Origin of the sequence: Prevotella sp. AM34-19LB, assembly GCF_003468525.1 — a bacterium.
Lineage (GTDB): Bacteria > Bacteroidota > Bacteroidia > Bacteroidales > Bacteroidaceae > Prevotella.
In genome coordinates this window covers 1-23,047 of the sequence record NZ_QSIG01000035.1, presented here as the reverse complement: position 1 = coordinate 23,047, position 23,047 = coordinate 1, and the positions used below count along the sequence as shown (strand labels likewise).

13 protein-coding genes and 1 pseudogene are annotated in these 23,047 nt (G+C 46.4%); all 14 read right to left on the bottom strand.

Features of this window, described 5'->3' with window-relative positions; translation table 11 throughout:
- Nucleotides 1-136: 136 nt before the first annotated feature.
- Entirely contained in the window at nucleotides 137-1,117 is a 981-nt protein-coding gene (locus DW830_RS11015; RefSeq protein WP_119249933.1) for a glycosyltransferase family 2 protein, read from the bottom strand.
- A complete protein-coding gene (locus DW830_RS11010; RefSeq protein ID WP_119249932.1) occupies nucleotides 1,072-2,106 on the bottom strand; it encodes a glycosyltransferase family 2 protein in 1,035 nt (344 codons plus the stop codon). The genes DW830_RS11015 and DW830_RS11010 overlap by 46 nt, the downstream gene beginning before the upstream one ends.
- Before the next feature lie 42 nt (nucleotides 2,107-2,148).
- Nucleotides 2,149-4,173 (bottom strand): T9SS type A sorting domain-containing protein, encoded by a 2,025-nt coding sequence (locus tag DW830_RS11005; RefSeq protein ID WP_119249931.1) that lies wholly within the window; start codon nucleotides 4,171-4,173, stop codon nucleotides 2,149-2,151.
- A gap of 4 nt (nucleotides 4,174-4,177) precedes the next feature.
- A complete protein-coding gene (locus tag DW830_RS11000) occupies nucleotides 4,178-4,957 on the bottom strand; it encodes a glycosyltransferase (protein WP_158573481.1) in 780 nt (259 codons plus the stop codon).
- Nucleotides 4,958-5,100: 143 nt separating this feature from the next.
- Nucleotides 5,101-5,712, bottom strand: a complete 612-nt coding sequence (locus DW830_RS10995) for a non-canonical purine NTP diphosphatase (protein WP_119249929.1) — start codon at nucleotides 5,710-5,712, stop codon at nucleotides 5,101-5,103.
- A gap of 11 nt (nucleotides 5,713-5,723) precedes the next feature.
- Complete coding sequence (locus tag DW830_RS10990; protein ID WP_119249928.1) at nucleotides 5,724-6,677, bottom strand: YitT family protein; 954 nt, start codon at nucleotides 6,675-6,677, stop codon at nucleotides 5,724-5,726.
- 77 nt (nucleotides 6,678-6,754) lie between these two features.
- Nucleotides 6,755-9,616, bottom strand: a complete 2,862-nt coding sequence (leuS, locus tag DW830_RS10985) for a leucine--tRNA ligase (protein WP_119249927.1) — start codon at nucleotides 9,614-9,616, stop codon at nucleotides 6,755-6,757.
- A gap of 238 nt (nucleotides 9,617-9,854) precedes the next feature.
- The gene (locus DW830_RS10980) at nucleotides 9,855-11,276 is read right to left on the bottom strand and encodes an AAA family ATPase (RefSeq protein ID WP_119249926.1); all 1,422 of its coding nucleotides are present in this window, start codon (nucleotides 11,274-11,276) and stop codon (nucleotides 9,855-9,857) included.
- A gap of 482 nt (nucleotides 11,277-11,758) precedes the next feature.
- Nucleotides 11,759-12,019, bottom strand: coding sequence for a glycoside hydrolase family 95-like protein (locus DW830_RS17370; RefSeq protein WP_410524522.1), 261 nt, complete (start codon nucleotides 12,017-12,019; stop codon nucleotides 11,759-11,761).
- Nucleotides 12,020-12,064: 45 nt separating this feature from the next.
- A pseudogene (locus tag DW830_RS10970) lies at nucleotides 12,065-14,091 on the bottom strand (glycosyl hydrolase family 95 catalytic domain-containing protein); the annotation flags it as partial.
- A gap of 194 nt (nucleotides 14,092-14,285) precedes the next feature.
- Complete coding sequence (locus DW830_RS10965; RefSeq protein WP_119249923.1) at nucleotides 14,286-15,797, bottom strand: alpha-L-fucosidase; 1,512 nt, start codon at nucleotides 15,795-15,797, stop codon at nucleotides 14,286-14,288.
- Between the two features lie 203 nt (nucleotides 15,798-16,000).
- On the bottom strand, nucleotides 16,001-17,650 hold the full coding sequence (locus DW830_RS10960) for a RagB/SusD family nutrient uptake outer membrane protein (RefSeq protein WP_119249922.1): 1,650 nt from the start codon (nucleotides 17,648-17,650) through the stop codon (nucleotides 16,001-16,003).
- Between the two features lie 14 nt (nucleotides 17,651-17,664).
- Nucleotides 17,665-20,781 (bottom strand): SusC/RagA family TonB-linked outer membrane protein, encoded by a 3,117-nt coding sequence (locus tag DW830_RS10955; RefSeq protein WP_410524521.1) that lies wholly within the window; start codon nucleotides 20,779-20,781, stop codon nucleotides 17,665-17,667.
- A gap of 348 nt (nucleotides 20,782-21,129) precedes the next feature.
- On the bottom strand, nucleotides 21,130-22,530 hold the full coding sequence (locus tag DW830_RS10950; protein ID WP_147487255.1) for a hypothetical protein: 1,401 nt from the start codon (nucleotides 22,528-22,530) through the stop codon (nucleotides 21,130-21,132).
- Between the last annotated feature and the right edge of the window lie 517 nt (nucleotides 22,531-23,047).

Sequence of the window (23,047 nt, the reverse complement as noted above, 5' to 3'; positions counted from 1 at the left end):
AGCTTGCGGAGTCCCTCGGCAAGTGTGCATGTACGTTACTGTATTCTCCCATTAATAGAATCTTCATCTTCCTGATATACTCTTTTATTATCTGATATACTCTTTATTTATCTGATAAAATCTTCCTCCTTTTCATTTATTTCTTGATGAAAAAGAGGAGCGCCATTCTTCCTACGTAGGTACCTATCATCTTTCTGAACATGGTATATTTCTTGGTGTATTCCTTGTCTGGAAGTGGATAGAGGCCATGCTTTCTCAACTTCTTGATGGCATGGTTCAGGGCTATCAGCGAATGTTTCAGACGGATATTGTTCACCAGATAATCCATCGAGAGTTGGGCGATGCGGCGACTCAGCGCCTGTCTTTCAGCCACCGGAATCTTATCCAGCAGTTTCTGCAGATGCAGGATTACTTCCAGACTGTTATCCATTTTCTGGGTAATCTTCTCATGATCCATCTGATGGGTTACGGAGTTCGGATTCTCACGATAGTAATAAGCCTCTGTCTCCATCTTGAAGATTCTTTCGGCACGCAGGAAGAGCTGAGAGGTAAACTCCTCATCTTCTCCATATACGATGCCCGGCGTAAACTGCAGGGTGCCTCTGATGCTGCTGCGGAAAATATAGGAGCAGGCAGAACCATGCAGGTTATGATTGCTCATATAGGCTGTGCCCGATATCGGAGTCGGCAATTCATAAGGAGGAGTATCCGTCTGCCTGTTTTTTACATAGTTGAATGTCACGATGTCTGGCTGATGATATCTTACGATGTCGAGACAATGTTCGTAGGCGGTCTGTACCAGATAGTCGTCGCCATCCACAAACTGGATGAATCTGCCCTTGGCTATCATCATACCATAGTTTCTAGCCACGCTGGCTCCCTGGTTAGGCTGTCGCAGATAGATAATCTGCGACAGATATTCCGTGATTCCGTTGATTGCACAGATATCGCTTCCATCATCCACGAGGATGATTTCTCTTTCCTTGGAGTTGAGTGAGAGCTGGAGGATGCTTTTGAGGCATTCTTCCAGATATTCCGTAGGCATATTGTAAGTGGTGATGATGAAACTTACTAAGGGCGCCTGTATATTCTGTGTATGAGATGATTGATTTTGCATAATGAATGATAACCTAAAATATTGAATAGTTTGAGTTTGAATGAATGAATCCCCGTTTTTCCTTCCAGCCATTTCACGGCGTGGATAAGGGGAGGATCCGGTTCATATCTTCCTGATAAATCGTAGAGATCGAGCAGGACATTGAGATGCTGCGTCAGGAAATCTTCTAATGAAGGCTGGTATTTCAGCAGAATTTCTTCTATTGCTTCCATTTGTAGCTTCATTTCTTCTTTACCCGCTATTTTCAGCTTTATCAAAGCCTGCCTCTGTCCCAGATACAGCTGAAGCAGATCGGGATATTTTGCCTGCGATGTAATGCCGTGAGGATTCCAGTAATAGAGATACTTTCCTACATCCGTCACCCTTATTTTCAAGGGTGGGGGAGGAGCCGCTGCTCTATTTGGATTAATCTCAGTCTCCGTCAGCCCTATCAGTTTCGGAATCGTCCACACATCCTCGAAGCTTTTTCCTTTCGGAAATTCGATGTTCTGAAACAGCGAACGCCTGAAAATCTTGTTGCAGGCATAGGTATGATGATAGCCCTTTTCTGCCAACCAGTATTCGATGGCATTCTGATAGGTTTTCGGAGCGAAGGATAGGAGTTTTTCCCGATGGGGATGACCGATTCTTTCCATGATGGGATATTCCAGAATATCCACATCGGGATGTTGATAAAGTTCTTCCATCAGCTGTTGAAGCGTGTTTTCCCCTATCGCATCATCACTGTCTATAAAGGTGATATACAATCCTTTAGCCCTCTTAATCCCCACATTTCTGGCATCGCTTAAACCTCCGTTTTCCTTGTGGATAACGTGGATGCGACTATCTTTCCTGGCATATTCATCGCAGAGCTGAGGGCACGCATCAGGCGATCCATCATCTACGAGAATCAGCTCGTAGCTGGTGAATGATTGCTGCAGGATACTCCCGATACATCTTTCGAGCGTATCTTCGGCACGATATACGGGGATGATGATACTGAGTTTCATTGCTTACTCTCTTGATATTTCTGATAGAAGATGCTATCTCTTTTATCTGATGATGGCTATTTTGCAGACGGTACCCTTTTCTCCGTTGCTGGTAGCGGTTTCCACCATATAGATTCCGCTAGCCACTTTTCTGCCTTTCAGGTCGCAGCCGTTCCAGGTATAGGTGCCGCCGTTGCTTCTGCCCTGATTTACCAGGGTTCCGCTGGTACTGACTATCTTCACATCCGCATCCAGCGACAGACCGGTAATGGTGATGAGTCCTGTATAGTCAGGCTTTACCGGGTTCGGATAAGCCCATACATTGTCTTGGGTCATCTCTTCGTTGGTGGCGGTAGCATCGCTCATATAGGAGCAGAGACCCTTGTTGGTTCCGATAAACACCTCACCGGTAGCATCGTTGATGGCAATCGATTCGATGTTGTTCGACAGCAGCTTGCTGTTGGTTGCCGTGAAGTGATGAATCTGCTCCATATTGTCGGCGCTGATCAGATAGACACCGTTGTTGCTGGTACCAAACCATTTTCTGTTTGCCTGATCCACCGCCATGCAGGTAATATCCACACCGCCCAGCAGATAGTCGGCATAATTGGTACCGTCGTTTCTCGGCACTTTCACCTGGGTAAGCGTTGGCTGCGTATCATCCAAGATATGCGGAGTGATGTAGAAAGGTCCCTGGTCGGTTCCTATCCACAGATTGTGCTCCAGGTCTTCCTTGATACATCTGATATAATAGAGATTAATTTCCGCACCATCCTGGTTGGTGAAGGGCTTGCTGAACATCTTCACCTCATCTGTTTCCGGCTGATAGCAGACGATGGCTGGAGTTTCATGATTGTCATTTACAAACCACAGCCTGCCCTGCCCGTCCTTCATCAGACCCCTCATCGCCGAAAGACTGTAGCCGTTCGCATTCAATGACTTCTGATCGTGGGCTATCCACTGGTTGTCTTTCATCTCGATGATGGAGCGGTGGGTAGCCTGGCTGTTGAGAATCCACAGCTTTCCGCTTTCATCCGATAGCAGACTATGCACCAGCACATAGTTGTTGTCCAATACCGTACCTCTATCCACGGCAGCTTCCAGGATACTGTTGTCCTTATTATAATAATGTGTCAGTTTGCCGTCCGTAAACTCATAGAGTCCGGTTCTGCCCGAAGCAAACACGTGGTTCGGCTGGTGGATATCCGGTTCTACACAGTTGATATCCTGATACTGATAACCCGTTGTATTCTTGATGTCATCCTGATAGATAGTCCAGTTGTCCTGGTTCAGAACCTGGATGGTACCGGGACGGGTGGCAAGTGAAGTACCCGAAAGAAAGGCGCCGCCGCAGGTATAGAGCTGGTTGTGGATAAACTTCATATACCAGAAATGATTATACTTCGGACCTCCCGGCAGCAAGCTGCTTACGAGCTTCATCAGTTCGCTCTTGTCCTCTTTCTTGGGAGCGGTGTAAGCCCCCACCTTGCTCCATCGGTTTCTGTCGAGCAGGTTGTCAGAGAGGGCAGCGCGATAGGTACCTTCCTCCTTGCTGTAGGCATAGATCTTGTTATCCCTGATTTCGCACCAGTTCACCTTGAATCCCAGTGGATAAGTATCGCTGATTTCCCCATCCGCCATATTGAGCTTGATGATGCCCAGCCCATAGCACAGATAGGCGAATTTGCCATACATATAGATATCGTTGATGGTCTTGTCGCCCGTGATGGTGGCAGAATAGTAATCCGGCAGATTCTGCACGCTCCAGTTCTGGGTGTTCATCAGGTCGATGTTGGCATTGTTGTAAAGGATGAGCAGCCGCTTGGCAGTCTTGTTGTAAGCGATGTGCTGGATATCGCAGTCGTTCAGGAAGTCCATCTTGCTGAAGGTCTGAATGCTCTGGTCGTTTCTGTTGTAAGCATAGAGATTGCTGGAAGCCTGCACGAATATCCAGTTGCCGGCTTCTTCTATTTCCTGCACTTCGCTGTACGCCATATAGGCTTTCCAGTCACCGATGGCGGCGCTGCTCTGGAAAGTGGCAACCTGAAGAATCAGGAACGAGAGGAGTATCCATATTTTCTTTCTCATATATCTAAATGTATATAATATAATAACTTATATATATTAAACATAAAAATACTGGGTTTATTGCCTGTGAGCCTGGCTTTATTGGCAGACTCAGCAGCGGAAAGAGATACTGGCAAGGTGGATAGAGATGCCAGCTTTTCAGCTTGTGGGCATAGTCGATGATTTTGGAATATCCTTGCAGCTCATTCCTGAACTGATAGAGGGTGCGCAGGCTTTCCTCTGTTTTATAGAGAAATGACATATTGCCTATAAAGTGTTCATAACCCAGTGGATTATCCACGTGAAGAATCGGTATGTGATTGTCTTTTAGATTCTTGCCCCAAAGCACATCTTCATATCCATAGTGGGAAAACCGTTCATCGAATGGGTGTTTCAGCATGATGCTTCTCTTTACGATAAAGTTGGAAGTGTGGAAGTCGGCATAGGGGTTAGCCTGTCGCTGGAGATGATTTCCGTTCTGCGTGCCGGCTGATTCGAAAATGTATCGTAGATTATATTTCTGTCGTTCTCTGGTTTCAGCATCCCGTTTTATCTGATATCCTCCATAGACCACATCGCTTTCCTTTTCTTTTAGATAATTGGCAAGATACTGATGGCTGATTACGTTCATGTTGCTGTCGATAAAAAGCAGCCAGGGATATTTTGCCTCCTTTGCCAGAACATTCCGGATGGCAGCTCTGCCCACGTTCTCTTTTCTCTCGATGTAGCGGCAATGGGGAAGGGTGTTGATGATACGGTTGCCTTCTACGGTTCTTTCATCTGTAGAACCATCATCGGCAACCAATATTTCGTATTCGAAAAGAGAGGATGAAGAAAGAGAATCTGAGGATGAATACAATAATGATGCTTGAGCTTGCAGGGATTTTACAGCTCAACGCATACATTATTATATGTAGGGATTAATATCGAAAGGGTATTGATCATACCTTATTTCTTTTTCAAGTACTCTGCCAGTTTAGCCACGGCTCTGGCTCTATGGCTGATGCCGTTCTTGATTTCCTCACCCAGCTGGGCGAAACTCTGGTCGTAGCCTTCCGGAACGAAGATCGGGTCGTAGCCGAAACCTTCGGTTCCCTGCTTCCCGGTAGCGATAGAACCGTTTACGATGCCGTCAAACTGATGGATTTTCTTGATGCTGGTGCAGCCGCAAGGGCAGACATCCTTCTTCTCGATGTAGCAGATCACGGTGCGGAAGCGGGCCTTTCTGTTCTCCTTTCCATCCAGTTCTCTGAGCAGTTTAGCCATGTTTGCCTCGCTGTCGTGGTCGGTGCCTTCAGCATAGCGGGCACTGTGAACACCCGGAGCGCCATCCAGCGCCTCCACTTCCAGACCGGTATCATCGGCAAAGCAGCTCAGGTGATAATGGTCGTAAACATACTGCGCCTTCTGCAAGGCATTCTCCTCCAGCGTATTTCCTGTTTCAGGAATATCCACATCGCATCCTATCTCCTTCAGCGAAACCACCTCATAGTCGCTGCCCAGGATATCGCGGATTTCCTGGAGCTTATGCTGGTTATTTGTTGCAAATACGATTTTCATTGTATTCTCAATTATTTGATTTTCTTAATGTCTTTCTCCTTGATTTTCACTTTCATTTCATCAAATCCCTCGCCATACACACCGATGACGGCACTCTGGCTGACAAAGGCATTCGGGTCGATGATCTTGACGATGCGGAAGATGGTGACGCTCTCGTTCTTCTTGGCAAGAATACAGAGCACCTTCATCTCGTCGCCGGTGTACCAGCCGTGGCCATCCAGAATCGTCACACCATGGTCCATCTGCGTACCGATGGCGTTGGCTATCTCCTGATACTTCTTGCTGAAGATCATGAACTGCACACTCTCTCGCTTGGCATTCATCACATAGTCGAGCACCAGGTTCTCTATCACCATGGTACAGAGACCGAATACCACCTTTCTGATGGCATCTATCGCTGTGAAGTCCGGTTTCGCATTGAAAACGAAGAAGGAACTGCCCACGATGACGAGGTCCACGAAGATGAGCACTCGTCCCAGCGAGATATTATGGTATTTGTTCACGATGGCGGCGATGATATCCGTTCCTCCCGTACTTCCATTGTGCAGGAAGACGATGGCGAGCGACAAGCCTGTAAACAGACAGCCGATGATGAGCGACATGAAGTCCTGTCCCTCTCCCAGCACCTGCACCATTTCGCCATTTTCACTTATCATCAAGTCTTGCGCCAGCGCCAGGAATACGGAGAGCATGATGATGGCGTAGATGGTCTTCACCATGAACTTGAATCCCAGAATCTTGAGGGCGGCAAGCAGCAGGGCGGCATTGATGAGAAAATACGACAAATAGATAGGTATTCCCGTACCATAGTAGATTACGGCTGCAATACCCGTTACGCCACCCGTTACTATCTGGTATGGAAGCAGGAAGATAGTCCATCCAAATGTGTAAATCAACAGACCCAGTGTAATGTAGAAATAGTCCTTGATTTCATCCTTCACTTTTTGACTGATTGCTATTTGCATAATCTTTTCCTCGTATTTTAAAGCACAGAAGGCCGCCCATTTTTAGATGAGACGACCTTCTGTATATTATCAATAAATTACTTTTTCAACACCACGTTGACGATCTTCTTTGGTACGATGATCACCTTCAATACGTTGAATCCCTCCAAGTACTTCTGGCTCTTCTCGTCTGCCAATACCTGCTTCTGGATTTCCTCGTTAGGAGTATCCACAGGGAAAGTCATCTGGAAACGAGCTTTACCATTGAAGGAAATAGTGAGCTGCATATCGTTCTCCTTCAGATACTGCTCATCATACTTTGGCCATGCTGCATCGCATACGCTGCCCTGCTCGCCAAGTGCCTCCCACAACTCTTCTGCGATGTGTGGAGCGAATGGAGCAATGAGGATGACGAGATCTGTGAGCAGTTTCTTGTTGCGGCACTTCTGCTGACCGAGCTCGTTCACGGCAATCATGAAGGCTGAGATAGAAGTGTTGTAAGAGAACTTCTCGATGTCCTCGCTTACCTTCTTGATGAGCTTGTGAACGCTCTTCAGGCTCTCTGGCTTCGCTGCCTCGTCGGCTGTTGGAAGGAAGTTGTCGGTGCGGTTCTCGTAGAACAGACCCCAGAACTTCTTCAGGAAGCGGTGGCAACCGTCGATACCGTTGGTATCCCAAGGCTTGCTTGCCTCTACAGGACCCAGGAACATTTCGTAGAGACGCAGGGTATCAGCACCATATTTCTCGACAATCATATCTGGATTCACCACGTTGAACATACTCTTACTCATCTTCTCGATAGCCCATCCACAGATGTACTTGCCATCTTCCAGGATGAACTCAGCGTTCTGATACTCAGGGCGCCAAGCCTTGAAAGCCTCGATATCCAATACATCGTTGCTTACGATGTTTACATCTACGTGGATAGGAGTTACGTCGTAATCCTTCTTCAGGTTCAAGCTTACGAATACAGGAGCCTTGTCATGGTCATCGCTGTTGATGCGGTAAACGAAGTTAGAGCGACCCTGGATCATACCCTGGTTCACCAGCTTCTGGAATGGCTCTTCCTTGCAGCTTACGCCCATGTCGAAGAGGAACTTGTTCCAGAAACGGGAGTAGATCAGGTGACCGGTAGCATGCTCGCAACCACCTACGTAGAGATCCACGTTCTGCCAGTACTCATCAGCCTTCTTGCCTACGAGAGCCTCATCGTTGTGAGGATCCATGTAGCGCAGGTAGTAAGCAGAAGAACCTGCGAAACCTGGCATGGTGTTAAGCTCCAGTGGGAATACGGTCTTGTTATCTACGAGACTCTTGTCAACCACCTCTTTCTTCTCAGCATCCCACGCCCACTTCTTGGCTCTGCCCAATGGAGGCTCGCCAGTCTCTGTTGGCTTGTAGGTCTCAATCTCAGGCAATTGGAGTGGCAGGCACTCCTCTGGAACCATCTGTGGCATTCCGTCCTTGTAATATACAGGGAATGGCTCACCCCAGTAGCGCTGACGTGAGAAGATGGCGTCGCGGAGACGATAGTTTACCTTAACTCTACCGATGCCCTTCTCGGTAACAAACTTCTTGGTAGCTGCGATAGCCTCCTTCACGGTGAGTCCGTTCAGAGAGAAACCGTCCATGCTTCCCTTACCTGCTACAGGTGAGTTGGTTACGATACCTTCCTTGGCATCGAAGCTCTCCTCTGAAACATCAGCACCCTCGATAAGAGGAATGATAGGCAGGTTGAAGTGCTTGGCAAAGGCGTAGTCACGGCTATCGTGAGCTGGCACAGCCATGATGGCACCTGTACCATATCCAGCCAATACATATTCTGAAATCCATACTGGGATTGCCTCGCCGGTGAATGGATTGATGGCGTAGCTTCCTGAGAATACACCGGTTACGCTGTGGTTAGCCATACGGTCCAACTCGGTGCGCTTCTTCACGTAGTCGAGATATTTCTCCACCTCTTCCTTCTGCTCGGCAGTAGTTACCTGCTGAACATACTCGCTCTCTGGAGCCAGAACCATGAAGGTAACACCAAACATGGTATCGGCACGGGTGGTGAAGATGGTGAACTTCACGTCGCTGTCCTTTACAGAGAATACTACCTCTGTACCCTCAGAACGGCCAATCCAGTTTTTCTGGGTTTCCTTGATACTGTCGCTCCACTGGATAGTCTCCAAACCGTCGAGCAATCGCTGAGAGTAAGCAGATGTTCTCAGGCACCACTGCTGCATCTTCTTCTGGATGACCGGATAACCGCCACGCTCACTTACGCCGTTTACCACCTCGTCGTTGGCAAGCACAGTACCCAAGCCTGGGCACCAGTTTACCATCGTCTCACCGAGGTAAGCAATGCGGTAGTTCATCAGAATCTGCTGCTTCTTCACGTCGTCGAAGCTGTTCCACTCCTCGGCAGTGAAGTCAATCTGCTCGTTCTGAGCCACGTTCAGGTCAGCAGAACCCTTTTCCTCGAAGCGCTTGATGAGCTTTTCGATAGGCTGAGCCTTCTGGCAGCCGTTGCAGAAGAATGAGTTGAACATCTTCTGGAAAGCCCACTGAGTCCAATGGTAATACTTAGGGTCGCAGGTACGAACCTCACGATCCCAATCGAAGCAGAAGCCAATCTTGTCGAGCTGCTCGCGATAGCGGTTGATATTGGCTACGGTAGTAACCTCTGGGTGCTGACCGGTCTGTATAGCATACTGCTCAGCAGGCAGACCGTAAGCATCGTAACCCATAGGGTCCAGTACGTTGAATCCGTTCAAGCGCTTGTAGCGTGCATAGATATCGCTAGCGATATAACCAAGTGGGTGACCTACGTGCAAACCCGCTCCTGATGGATAAGGGAACATGTTGAGCACATAGAATTTCTTCTTGTTTTCATCTTCTGTCACCTTGTAGGTCTTGTTCTCGACCCATTTCTGGTGCCATTTCTTCTCGATTTCTCTGAAGTTGTATTCCATTGTCTTTATCTAATTATTTTGTTTCTTTTCTTAAATATAATAAGGTAAAACCCCATTCAAGGTGCAAAATTACATTTATTTTAGCACATTACAAAATAAAATGCAAGTTTTTTATGATTTTAATGCCTGAGCATGCTAGTATTGCCCTTTCCGCAGTATGATGTGGAATACGTCACCAAGCTACTGGCGGCTTTCAATTCCGAGAGTCACCCAGAATGTTATTCTTTAACTATCATTTTTATGTAAACAAGTCATCCATGGTGAGTTGTACCTGTGCTATTGCGGAATGAGCTGTAGGACGAATACCAAACGTAGTTATCAAAGTAGGCAAGATGCCATGACGTACTCCCGTCTCTTCTACGAAATCAGCCATATGAGTTCGTATATGAAGCTCTTCTTCCTTCGTTATGCTATAAGGAGACTGCGAATACTTGATTTCACAGAGATTAATCAGATGGTCAGCTCGCTCTATCAGCAAGTCTATCTGCGCCGCAGGTGTAGAGCACTTGCTTCGCCAAGAATAATACTCCGTATAGATTTGCTCAATGCCTAAAGTCTTCTTTATCTGCGGAATATGCAACATGCAGATGCGTTCAAAAGCCAAGCCATACCATGTGTTTTGGCGAGGCTTGCCCATCTGATGCGTCCAGTAAGCTACATCCGTGGTACCAGGATGACAGAAGGACATATAAAATAAGGTGTATAAGTCCGTGAGCTGGTAAATCTGGTCTTTTTGCTTGATTTTCTTCTCACGCGTATTATAACCTCTTACAAAGTCACAGTTGATCAATTCCCGAAGCACCTTGGTCAATGTTCCACCCGACTTCAAATTCAGATGCGTAGAAATTTCCTTGCGAGTCATCCCTTGCTTACATTTTGCCAGCGTCTCTATTACTCTCATATAGATTTCCGAGTTTCGGAACAAAGAAGAATACAACCTATCATACTCTCGTTTCAGTTCACCACGTTCAGCAAAGAACAATCTATCAACATTAGCCTCTACACCTTGCGTCTTGTCCAGCAAACTCAGATAGTAAGGCACTCCACCCATCATGCTATAAATCTGCAAGATGGAAAGACGTGGCCACAAGAATCCATTCGCCTGGAGATACTCCTCCGTCTCGCCTAGTGTGAATGGAGCCAAGTACATCTCATGCGTAATGCGATTATGAAGTCCGCCATGGCTATCTATGAGATTAGAAATCATCCACGATGTGGCACTGCCACAAACCACAAGCATAATCTCATTCTGATTAGCCGCCCAACTATTCCAAAAATGCTCAAAAGCCTGTTGGAAATTAGACTTGGGAGTATCAAGACAAGGCAACTCGTCTATAAAAAGCAGTATGCGCTTACCTCCCAACTTCGACTTCAGCATTTGCTTCAAACTCTCAAATGCCTCTGTCCAATTAGAAGGCAAAGGCAGCTTTGGGTCGCCAAATTCACGCAAAGCATAGCCAAAATTAGACAGTTGAGCCTCGGCTGGTGCATCAATAGACCCAGACATCTCGAAGGCAAACTCATCCTTGAATAGATTATGCACCAGATAAGTCTTGCCGATGCGCCTTCTTCCATACACTGCCACAAACTCAGCTTTTCCTGAATGGTAATACTCGGTAAGCTGTCTGATTTCCGTTTTTCGTCCTATAATTTGCTCCATATCGCTTGAATAAGATAATTTGTTACGGTGCAAAAATACGATAATTATTTGAAAAAGTAAACGATACTTTAGCCAAATCGGTGTTTTTTAACTCGATTTGGCTAAAATATTCCTTATATCTTAGCCAAATCGGTGTTTTTTTTTCCGATTTGGCTAAAGTATCGCTTGCCCACTATTTATAAAAAAGATATGCCCTCTTGCTTCACAGCAAAAGGGCATACGCTCAGTTTTCATTATTTGAACAATGTAAGTCAATAAATGAACCAAATTTAAAAACTTAATCTTATAAATCTAATCTTACTATAAGCCTATTCTAAAACTCATAATCGTTATAAATAGTTATTCTGTACTGGAGTTTCACTTAATTGGAACTGGAGTGTTACTTATGTGGTACTGACAAAGAACTTATAAGCATAAATCAGGCATCCCAATTGAAATAACTCAATATTCCAGACAAACCAGATTCCCTGCCGAGAGTTTTTTTATTTTCTACTGAGTGAGTTCAATTTTCTTTCAGGCATAACATCAAAATACTCTCCGTTTACCTTTACTTTCACCTTGCATGGTTTGCGTTCAGCAGTAGATAGTCGCCATCGTGTCACCATTCCGTCTTTCCAATCCAAATCGACTTCTATATTGCCTCGTGCTTTTACGCCTTTCACCGAACCTGACGGCCATTTTACTGTAGATGTTGGCAGAAGTTCAATCACACCAGACTGCGACTGTACGAGAGTTTCAAGCATTGCAGCAGCCACTCCGTAATTAGCATCCATTTGCAATGGCAGGTTCTGCGTAGTCAGCAGATTGTCGAGCGTATTGTTGCAGAGCAATCCCTCAATCATATCGTGAGCACGCTCTCCATCCCTAAGTCTTGCCCACAGACACGAGCGCCACGCCCATGCGAATGCACGCAGACTGTTGCCTGAAGTCTTACGCAACTCCAAAGAACGACGCGCAGCACGAGCCAGCATCGCAGTTTCCTCCATATTTATTTGGTTTCCTGGATACACTGCAAACAGGTGTGAAGTATGACGATGGTCGGTAACGGGATCACGGTCAATCATCCACTCCATAAGATTGCCCATCTTGCCAATTCCAGCTGATGCATACGCGCCAACTCACTGCTGAGACGTTCGGTAAAAGCCTTATCAACGCCAAGCGTACGTGCCGCCTGTATAGTATTAGCAAAGAGAGCTGAGACAATCTCCTGATCGTGCGACACACCGTCTTCACCACGCGGTCCTATCTCAGGCGACCATCCGTTAGGCACCACAAGCGTACCTTTCTTTATATTGGCAAGTTCGGGATACTTGGCAACATCCACCGCCTTATATTCGCTCTCAAAGCCTTGTCCACCTTCACCGAGGGTCTTCAAGTGACGTTCCCAATATTGACTAATCTCCTTCAACACCGGATAACCGATACGCTTAAGATAGTTAATGTCGCGTGTAAAGGCAAAGTGCTCCCAGAAATGCAGCGCATACCATGCAGAACCAGGTAGATTGACCTGCCATCCACCACCGCCGAACGGATTGTGCGACGTATAGACTATCCATCCATCGCTCGTACGGTCGTGACTTCCTATCGTTTCAAGATACTCATTGGTAGACATACGGAACGGTTCACGCATAGCATACAGATAATCAAGCAGCGAATTATGACACTCGCTCAGATTGGCAACCTCAGGCAACCAATAGACCATCTGCAGATTGATGTTGCTGTGATAGTCGCTACCCCATGGAGCAGTTATGCGCGCGTTCCATATTCCTTGCAATCCAGCAGGCAGACTACCGGGGCGCGACGATGCAATCATAAGATAACGTCCGAAATTGAACATTAGGTTTTCCAATCCAACATCCATACGACTATTCTTATATGCCGTCAGACGCTCAGCCGTTGGCAGAGCTGCAAGCGAAGCGTCAGAACAATCCAAAGTCAGACACAGTCTGTCGTACAAAGCCTTATAGTCGGCAATATGACGGGCAGAAAGAGCGGAATAGTCAGTATTCTTTATGGCTTCAAGGCGCCTGTTAGCACGTTGTACAGCATCTTCACCACGGAAATTCCGCTTGAAATCCATTACATAATTGGTTTCCACAGCAATAAGTAATGTACACGAATCGGCACCTTCCAGTTTAAGACAACCATCTTCAACAATCAGACTTCCTCCGCTATTGCGCACTTCAACAACAGCCATGCCTGTCATTCCATTGCCAAGACGACTTGTCAGCGTCAGCCTGTTGCCAACCGCACTTGTACTATCATCGCTCCTATGTGTAGCAAAAAGAATCTTGCCATCCAGCCCCTTATCTTTGTCGGCAGTATAGTGCACCACCATTACCTGATCTGGATAACTACAGAACGACGTGCTCGCCACAGCTATTCCCTTACGTACAGCTGTTGACTTAATAGTTCCTTCATCGAGACAGATGGCTCTACAGAAACTATTCCTTGCTACCGGACAGCCGAAATCGACAATCAAATCGCCTACTGGTTGCGAACCTCCGAATCCATCAGTGCCAATCTCCGGACCATTCTCTCCACCGAAGCTCTTGTCGCCTTTGCTGTTTATGGTTCCCTTGTTCTGTCCGCCCGACCAATACGACACTTCATTAAGCACATATCTGTCACGTCCGCTACCGTTAAGCACAGATGCAGCCAAACGTCCGTTGCCTATAAAATAGGATTCCTGTTCCCACAACCGCACAGGATTGGGATACTTGCCACGCGTCAAGACATTAGTTAAAGGGTTAAGATAGTTAGTCTCCTCACCTTGTTCCCAATATCTTGTTTTACTTGGCAAGCACTTAGCCATAGGTTGCAACAGAACGGCGTCACCCTCGTACACGCCATCGTACAAGCACGATGTTAGTCCATGCTCATTCTCGTTCTCAATAACCTGCGTAAAGGCAGGCTTGTCCGACCATACACGATGCGCCCCACTACTCTGCGCACTCAATGATGCATAAGTAGCAAACAGAGCGCCCAGTACAACTACAAATCTACTTATCATATATTCTTATTGAGTTCAAGCACAATAACCTCTACATCATCTTTCTTAGGATTCAGTCCACCGAGCGTCACCATCTGTCCCTTCTGCTTTACAGACACCTTATAACCACCGTTCAAAGCATAGGCTTTACGTACACGATAACCTTTGTCCATAGCAGGCAATGCAAGTTGGTCTGAAGTGTATTCTCCGAGTAGATAAATATAAATACGGTTGTCTTTATAGCAGAATCCATACTTTCCGTCGACGGGTTGCCACGGACCGGCAGAAGTTGCATATACAGCCTCAGCAATACCATCTACCCAACTGCCGAACTTAGCCAAATGGCGTGAGGTTGCCTCGGGAATACATCCATGACGGTCGGGACCTACATTGATAAGAAAATTCATTCCGCGAACAATGCAATCAGCCAAATAACGCTTCAACTGACCTACACTAATCATCTTACTTTCGTCGTCCATTGCAGGGGAATATCCCCACGGTCCGGCTATTGTGAGGCACTTCTCTTGAATACGCTCGCGTATCTTGCCCGTAACAGGTTTCGGACCCTCGTCACAAGTATAGTCGCCTATCCATCCCGTACGTGGATTCATCAGAATGTCAGGCTGATGCTTACGAACCATTCCAATCAATCCAAGCCATTTACCATTTGCTTCATCACGATCAAGGAAGTAAGGATTTACCTGCCACTGATTATCAGGTTCAACATATTTGTACGATTCCCAGAAATAGGCAGCATCACGGTCGCCACCTTGCTCTGCCAGCCATCCGCCATCCCAAAACATCATGTCAATCTTGCCATATTCGGTCATAAGTGTACGCGTGTCGCTATACAGTTCCTCCTTCATGAGTCGTGCGTTCTCCTTATGCCACGCAGCTGTTGTGTAACCGAACTTGTTGGGTTTGCAATCGGTTCCTGTCACGTCGTAATAACCCGGATAGCGCCAGTTGATAAGCGTCTTGTACAATCCTACACGCATACCGCTGTTGCGACATGCGTCAACATACTCGCGCACGAGGTCGCGGTTAAGTGTCTGGCGTGAAGAGAAAGCATTCATATAGTGACTGTCAAACAAGGCATATCCATCATGGTGCATCGTAGTGAGCACGGTATAACGCGCTCCCATCGAACGTGCCACGTCCATCCACAGCTTAGGATTGTAGAGACTGGCATCAAAATATTGGTCGCCACTCTCGGCATAAGCCAGTTTGCGGTATTCCTCCGGCATTATGCCTTTGTTATTCATGTTCCATTCGCCACGCGCCGGACCTGCATATAGTCCCCAATGAATGAACATGCCTATCTTGGCATCATGCATCCACTGCATAGCCGAGTCGCTCTGCTGCTTCACTTCATAATCAGTCTTTGGAGCCGACATCTTGTATCTGGTAAATCCGGATACATTACAGTCATCTGCCGACAAATGAGGATTGCTGCTGCCATAAGCAGCCGACGTACACACTGAGCCTATAAACAGCGATGCAACAAATAGTAGTCTTTGAAAATTCATATAAATAATATGTTTAGGTTTCTTGAAAGAGTCACGTTATGCAAAGATACACATAAGTTGTAATAAACAAAGAAGAAGTGTGCCAAAATTAATTTATAAATACAAATCCATTTCGGCACACCTTTCTTATATATGCTTACCGCAGTTGTTCATAACAACACGATAAACGTCCAATCATCTTATTATCTATAACCAGCAATTCATTACTGATAGTTAGGATCCTGTACAAGCACACCGTGAGCCTTGTCGATTTCGTCCTGAGGCAACGGGAAGTACTCGAAAGCAGAAGTTACCACTTTCGTGTAAGCAGGATAAGCAGGATCTACTGCTCCATCAACAGTCTGCTGAAGCAGTTTCCATCTCTTCAACTGGAAATAGCGCAAGCCTTCAAAGCAAGTCTCCACACGCCATTCATTGCGTATGCGTTCACGCAACTCAGCCTGTGTAAGGTTTTCTCCGTCAATAGCAGGCTGATGCGAACGAGTACGTACAGCGTTTATTGCCTTAAGAGCCTTTTCGGTAGGTCCGTTAACCTCATTCTCAGCCTCAGCTATCATAAGCAGCACGTGAGCATATCGCATAATTACCACGTCAGCATCCGACACTGTGTTATAGTCAGGCAATGACTTTGTTGGCTGCAGAATCTTCTTTACACCAAAACCAGTGAATGAAGCATTATTTGTTTCAGTCACCTCAACATTGTCAGCACCTTCAATTCCGTCGCGCTCAAAACTTGTGTAACGTGTGTTAACCACCGCATCAATGAGACGCTCGTCACGGTTCTGGAACATCTTGGCACGCTCTGCTCTTTTCTGGGCTTCTGTTGAAGATGACGAATAGAGCACGCTCTCATCAGGACGAACTGTAAGAGACGATTCACCCCACTTCTTGCCATCAGTACATTCGAAAGCATTGACAAGGTCGGTAGTAGGATCAAGACATGCCCATGCACCGAAGTAAAGGTCAAAGCTATTGGTAAGGTTAGGCTGCTGATAACGTACCGAGAACATAATCTCGGGCGACGAACCCTGATTGGCAGTGATGAAGTTGTCGCGTGTGCGCGGCATCAAACTGTTCTCAGGAGTATAGTTGCTGATTTCAGCTAATGTGTTCAACACTTCCTGCATCTTGGTCTTGTCGGCAGTGCCATCTTCATTATATGCATCAAACAGCAGCACTCTTGCCTTGAGAGCACGCACTGCATCAGCGGTGAAATGTCCTTTGCCCTCACCTGTATTATAGGCAGTGTTCCAAAGACTTGCAATAGCCTGATCGTAATCGCTTAAAATCTGATTCTTGATGTCTGCGCGCGAAGCCTTCGGCTGATACATATTGTCGGTGGTAAGTGTAGAGGTTACGAGCGGCACTTCACGGTAGCACTGATACAACCATGAGTAATAGTATCCCCTCAAGGCGTGACATTCGCCAAGCATATGCTTGCGATCTACGTCACTTATGTCTCCACCCTTGTAATTAGCAAGGTTCTCCATAACAAGATGTACTCTTGTTATGCCTTTGTAACATACGTCAAACACCTGTGATACGTAACCACCAGAACTTGGCGTCATATCACCCTTTGCTAAAGTGAGCACCGAACCGTATGTTGTTTCATTGTGACGTCCAATGGCATTATCGGTCAATCCATCGAAACAAGGAATAATCTCAGACAATGCTCCCGGCCAGTTGTACACGACAGAATATGCTCCCGCTATAGCCGACTCAAAATCGCTCTTGCTCTTCCAGAACACGCTCTGTGATGGTGAAGACGGTGGCTGCTTATCAAGATAGTCAGAACATGACGACAATCCCAACGCCAGCACACCCACAGCGAATATGTTTTTTATATATTTCATAATTAGTGTTTTTTTTAGAATTCTACATTGATACCGAACGAATAGATTTTGTTCTGCGGATACACAGCATCGCGTCCGTCAGAAGCACGCTCCGGGTCAAGACCCTTGTACGAGGTAATGGTAAGGAGGTTGTCACCCGAGAAGTATACGCGTACTCTCGACAGTGCCAACTTGCTGGTCCATACCTTTGGCAGCGTATAGCCGAAAGTGATGTTCTTCAGGCGGAAGTAAGACGCATCCTTGAGGAAGTATGAGTTTGCTCTTGTATTCTTTGAGCCACCCATATTGTCCCAATAGAGTTTCGGATGTGTTGCTCCATACGGATTCTCCTCAGTCCACATTCCTTTAATATAATCGCGGTTGGGTGCTGAACCCTGACGGAATGGATATACACCCCACTCGTTGGTATAGAACTTCTTGTCAGCTACGCCCTGTCCAATGAGCGAAAGGTCGAATCCCTTCCAGCTTGCACTTGCGTTGATACCATACTCAAAACCAGGGAAGCGTCCTGAGAATGTACGACGGTCGTAGTCGTCAATCTTGCCGTCAATCTTGCCGTCGGGTCCTGAAATATCCTTATACTTAAGGTCGCCAGGCTTAGTATCGTCATTATACTGCTTGGGTGAGTTGTTTACCTCGTTCTGATCGGCAAATACTCCGATACACTCCAGCATGTAAAACTCGTTGTAAGGAAGTCCCTCACGACGAATGTAGTAGCCACTGATTTCCTCGGCACCAAACTTGGTGAGCTTGTTGCGCGAACGGTCGAAATACACACCAGCAGTATACTGCATGCCTGCGAGGGCACCCTTCTTAACCATATCGCTATAGTTGATAGCCAACTCGATACCAGTGTTCTTTACAGTTCCGTTGTTTACAGTAGGTGCAGACAATCCAAGGAGGCCTGACACCTGCGATGAACGGAGAATGTCCTTAGTCACCTTGTTATACCAGTCGAATGTAACGCTAAGACCGTGAAGCACCTTAAGGTCAAATCCGAAGTCGGTAATGGTGGTTGTCTCCCACTTGATGTCTCTGTTGGCATAGGCAGTCTGCTGATAGCCAGACACAACACCGTCAGTTGTCTTAGAGAAAGGATAGTCGTAGACATGCGAGATCATAGCCTGATACGGATAGAGTCCGATGTTTTGATTACCGAGCTGACCCCAGCTTGCACGCACCTTGAAGTTATCAAGCCATGAGCAGTTGAGCTTCTGAATGAACGGTTCCTCTGTCACACGCCATGCTCCTGAGAACGATGGGAATACACCCCAACGGTTTTCCTTAGAAATACGTGATGTACCATCATAACGCATATTTGCCTCAAAGAGATAACGTTCCTTGAAGTTGTAGTTCAGACGACCGAAGAGCGACTGGATAGCCCATTCCGCCTCGTCTCCGCCGTTCGACCAATTCGCAGTGCTACCAGCATTGATAGTTGGAAGATCGAACGCATACTCCTTACGGTAAGCATTCAATGTCTCGGTCTTCTCGTTCTCCTGGTTGTAACCAATCATAGCACTGATGTTATGAGCCTTGTTCTTCAGCGAGAGGTCGTAACGCAGATATGTATATAAATTGGTGTAGAACACACGGCTGTCTGATACTGTCAGACCTGATCCACCCTTATCAAGGGTACCCGACTGCTCTCCAGTGTGATAGTTGTATATTGGTGTTGAGCTTCCCCTCCAGTCCTTGGACTTGCTTGAGTTGAGTCTGACAGCACCCTTAGTGTACCATGTCAAGCCCTTCAGCAGCTTCACTTCAAGCCACATCTGAGCGTTGATGTCGAAGTTGCGCCAGCGCTTCATGGCATTGTCACCGATGATAGCCACCATATTCTTGTTGTGTGCCTCATTCGGATATGCGCTGCTGGTCCACTTTTTCACACCAGATCCATCATCTGGAAGCCACGGCATATAGGTAGGTGCCTGCGACAGTGTAGAAAGGAAAGCGTCAGACTGTCCCTGACGTGGCTGGTCAATCTCGCCATACATCATGCTGGTATATGTACCAAACTTGATAAAGTCGGTGAGGTGAGCAGTCAAATCGACAGTAGCATTGTACTTCTTGTAGTCGAAACCACGCATTGTACCCGGCTGGTCTACAAAGTTAAGTGCCACATTGTAGGTGGCTTTTTCTGTACCGCCTGTCATATTGAGGTTGTGAGTCTGAACCACAGCCGTACGGAACATGTAGTCCTGCCAGTCGAAACTTGGATACTTGTCGCTACCAGCATTTTTGCGGTAAGCCTCAATTACGTCAGAATCATACAATATGCCTAATTCTGAATTCTTGCGGGCCAAGTTTGCCAACTCCATATATTCTACCGAGTTTGTAACACGGTCGTACAAACGTGTAGCTGAGTGTAGGCCTACGTTGCCATGATAAGAGATGTGAGTCTTGCCCTGTGTACCTTCCTTGGTGGTAATCAAAATCACACCATTGGCAGCACGGGCACCATAGATTGCAGCCGAAGCAGCATCCTTAAGCACAGAGATTGATTCAATTACGCTTGGGTCGAGCGACGACATATCGCCAGGAACACCGTTGATAAGGATAAGCGGATCAGAACCTGCAGAAGAGAAAGTACCTTGACCACGAATACGGAACGAAACACTCTCCGAACCAGGCTGGCCGTAGCCCTGATTAACACGAAGACCAGGAACCTGTCCCTGCAACATAACCTGAGCATTGGCTACCGGACGTTTAGCTATGTCGTCGCCATTGACTGCCGATACCGAACCGGTCAGGTTCTCTTTCTTCTGTGTACCGTAACCTACAACAACAACTTCTTCCAGGCCCTGAGTATCCTCAGCAAGAGTAACGTCGAGGCTCTTTCCGTCCCACTTGATTTCACTGTTCACGAAACCAATATAAGAGAAAACGATTGTAGTACCCTTGTTTACACCAGAAAGGGTAAAATTGCCGTCCAAATTGGTAACGGTAGCATTCTTGGTACCTTTCACTGATACAGTAGCACCGATAATAGGTTCACCGGTAGCATCCTTTACCACACCCTTACAAACATCACCTTGCTGTGCAATCATTGCTGCACCCAATGTGTTTGAGGTAGAAACAGTACTCGCATTGGCGCCACCTACTAAGATCGTAGATAGTAATAGGGTCATGCCAAACTGACTTTTTTTGCTCATAATTGTTTGGTTTTAATTGTTATATTATGTAGTATTATAAGATAATCAGATTCTTAATTATATAATTGTCTGACTAAGTGTATATATATTGATTCAATTAATGATTCTTATTGCTTAGGCTTATTATATTTAATAACCGGTTGCAAATTTACGATATTTTTTAGTAAGTTGTCTGAAAAAAAAAGTTAATAATCGTTAAAGGGGCGAAAAAACATATAAAATTTGCTTTTTCGCCCCCTATCCTTATTTAATATAGATTCTTTCCTCCTTATTTTAATATAGATACCTTATTTAATATAGATACTTTCTTCTTTCCGGTAGAAATCAGCTGAAGAAGCTGTAGCCCCAGATGGCCTGCATCATCCTGGCACAGAGCGAAGAGAAATTCTGATAGAGCTTAGGCGACCACTTCGTCATCCCATACAGCTCCTTCTTCTCCAGAAACATCTCCTCGTTCCATTCGGTATAATCGTACTCGTTGAAGTATCGGGAGTAATCGCTCAGATTATCTGCCGTAAAGCGGAGACGGGGATCGATGTTGCCAAACCACTCAGCACTCATCATCTGATGGGCAAAGGTGGCGAAGGTGCTCTCATGCCTGATCAGGTTGAGATGCTTCAGTACGCTCCATACGCAGAACCACTGGTTCTTCCGGGTTATCAGATTCACCATCTTGGAGATGGATTTCTTCAACTCCTCCAGATCCACCGAACGCCCCTTCACCGTAAGATAGAATACCTCATTATGAAGCGACTGCTCGAACTCCTCCGGAAAATCGATGGCTCGGATACGCTGCGTGATGATCTGGTATTTAGCCACTGCATCCACGAGCTTCAGGAATTCCTCGTTTGTGAAACTCACTTTTATCAGCGAAGCACCCAACTGGCTCACGTCATCTGCGCTATTGAGAAACAGCAGGAGCAGATTCTGGGACACCAGATGCTTCAACTCCCTTCTCGCCTGAAGCCATTGGTCCACGCTGAGCGATTTGCCATCGTTGTCGTACTGCAGATTGGAGAAATACAGTTCCAGCTTTTCGCTGCTGTCCTTTTCTGAGATGTATTTCTGTATCGCCCATTCCGTTAATCGGGCTGCTTCCTCGGGTGTCATTTCTGAATCAGTAACGTGGCAGACTCTGCGGAAATGCAGCACCAGATAGCTGGCGAGGCAATAGAGGCGGATGAGATACCACAGACGTTCCTCGTATCTCACCCCCGGGAACTTCGTGATTTTATGATATTTCTGAATGATTTTCTCCGTATTCTGGATATCGTCCACTAGTATCTGTATCGACTCCTGACTCATGCCATCCATCAGCAGCAGGTCGTGCAGCTTAGGCAGGAGCGTACTGATTTCTGAGGAGAACATCGGGGAAGAATGTCCTTCTACTTTCTTGCCGGCTTTGACCAGGGCAAGGACTTTTTCCATGAATTTGGTAAACTGTGTGGTGATAATGAGTTCGAAGGAGGTATAATACATCTCGTTCTGCTCCTTGCGCTGATGGGAAATATCGCTATGTTGCAAGGCGAGGTCCTGATCTGCCAGATAGCAGAGTCGGGCTGCCTTGGTACACAGGGAGTGGATGTCGAAGGTCATCTCCTGCGAGCTGTAATCTTCCCATCCGTCCATCAACACCTTGAGCATCATTGTAAAATGGTCGAGTTGGCGATCGAAAACCTCGTAGCTGAATGCGGGGACTTGTTTATCTTGCTGAGTCTGTAGCATATTTCTAGTTTTATCGTGAATAGTTTGCGAAACGAAGTTCCGTAATCAATCTGCAAATTTACGTTTTTCTATCATGATTACCAAATGTTTTCCCATAAAACTGAAGAAATCTGCCCGATTTTCCCACGCCTTTTCCCATAGACCCTTGGGATTTTTCCCAAATGGAGCGGAATGGGCGTGGGAAAGGCGGGAAAATTTGGAAACGCCTTTCCTATTGTGTATCTTTGCACCCGGAGTTGAGAAGGCTGGATAGAAGTTTCAGGCTGCGGGTGGATAGAAAGCTACTTTCTAAAACACTCTTCATTCTTCACAAATGCATCGTAAACAGCTAATATACAGTTGTTTAGATGCGTGAAGAGTGGCTGGCTACTCTTCACCACTCTTCACCACTCTTCACCCCCATCTTTTGTAAGCGGCTCCGCGTTTATACCTTGCATAATCAAAAAAAAGCAGTAACAGCTGATTAAACAAATGCTGCTACTGCTTTTTCCATCGGTCGGGAAGTAAGTCTCTATAT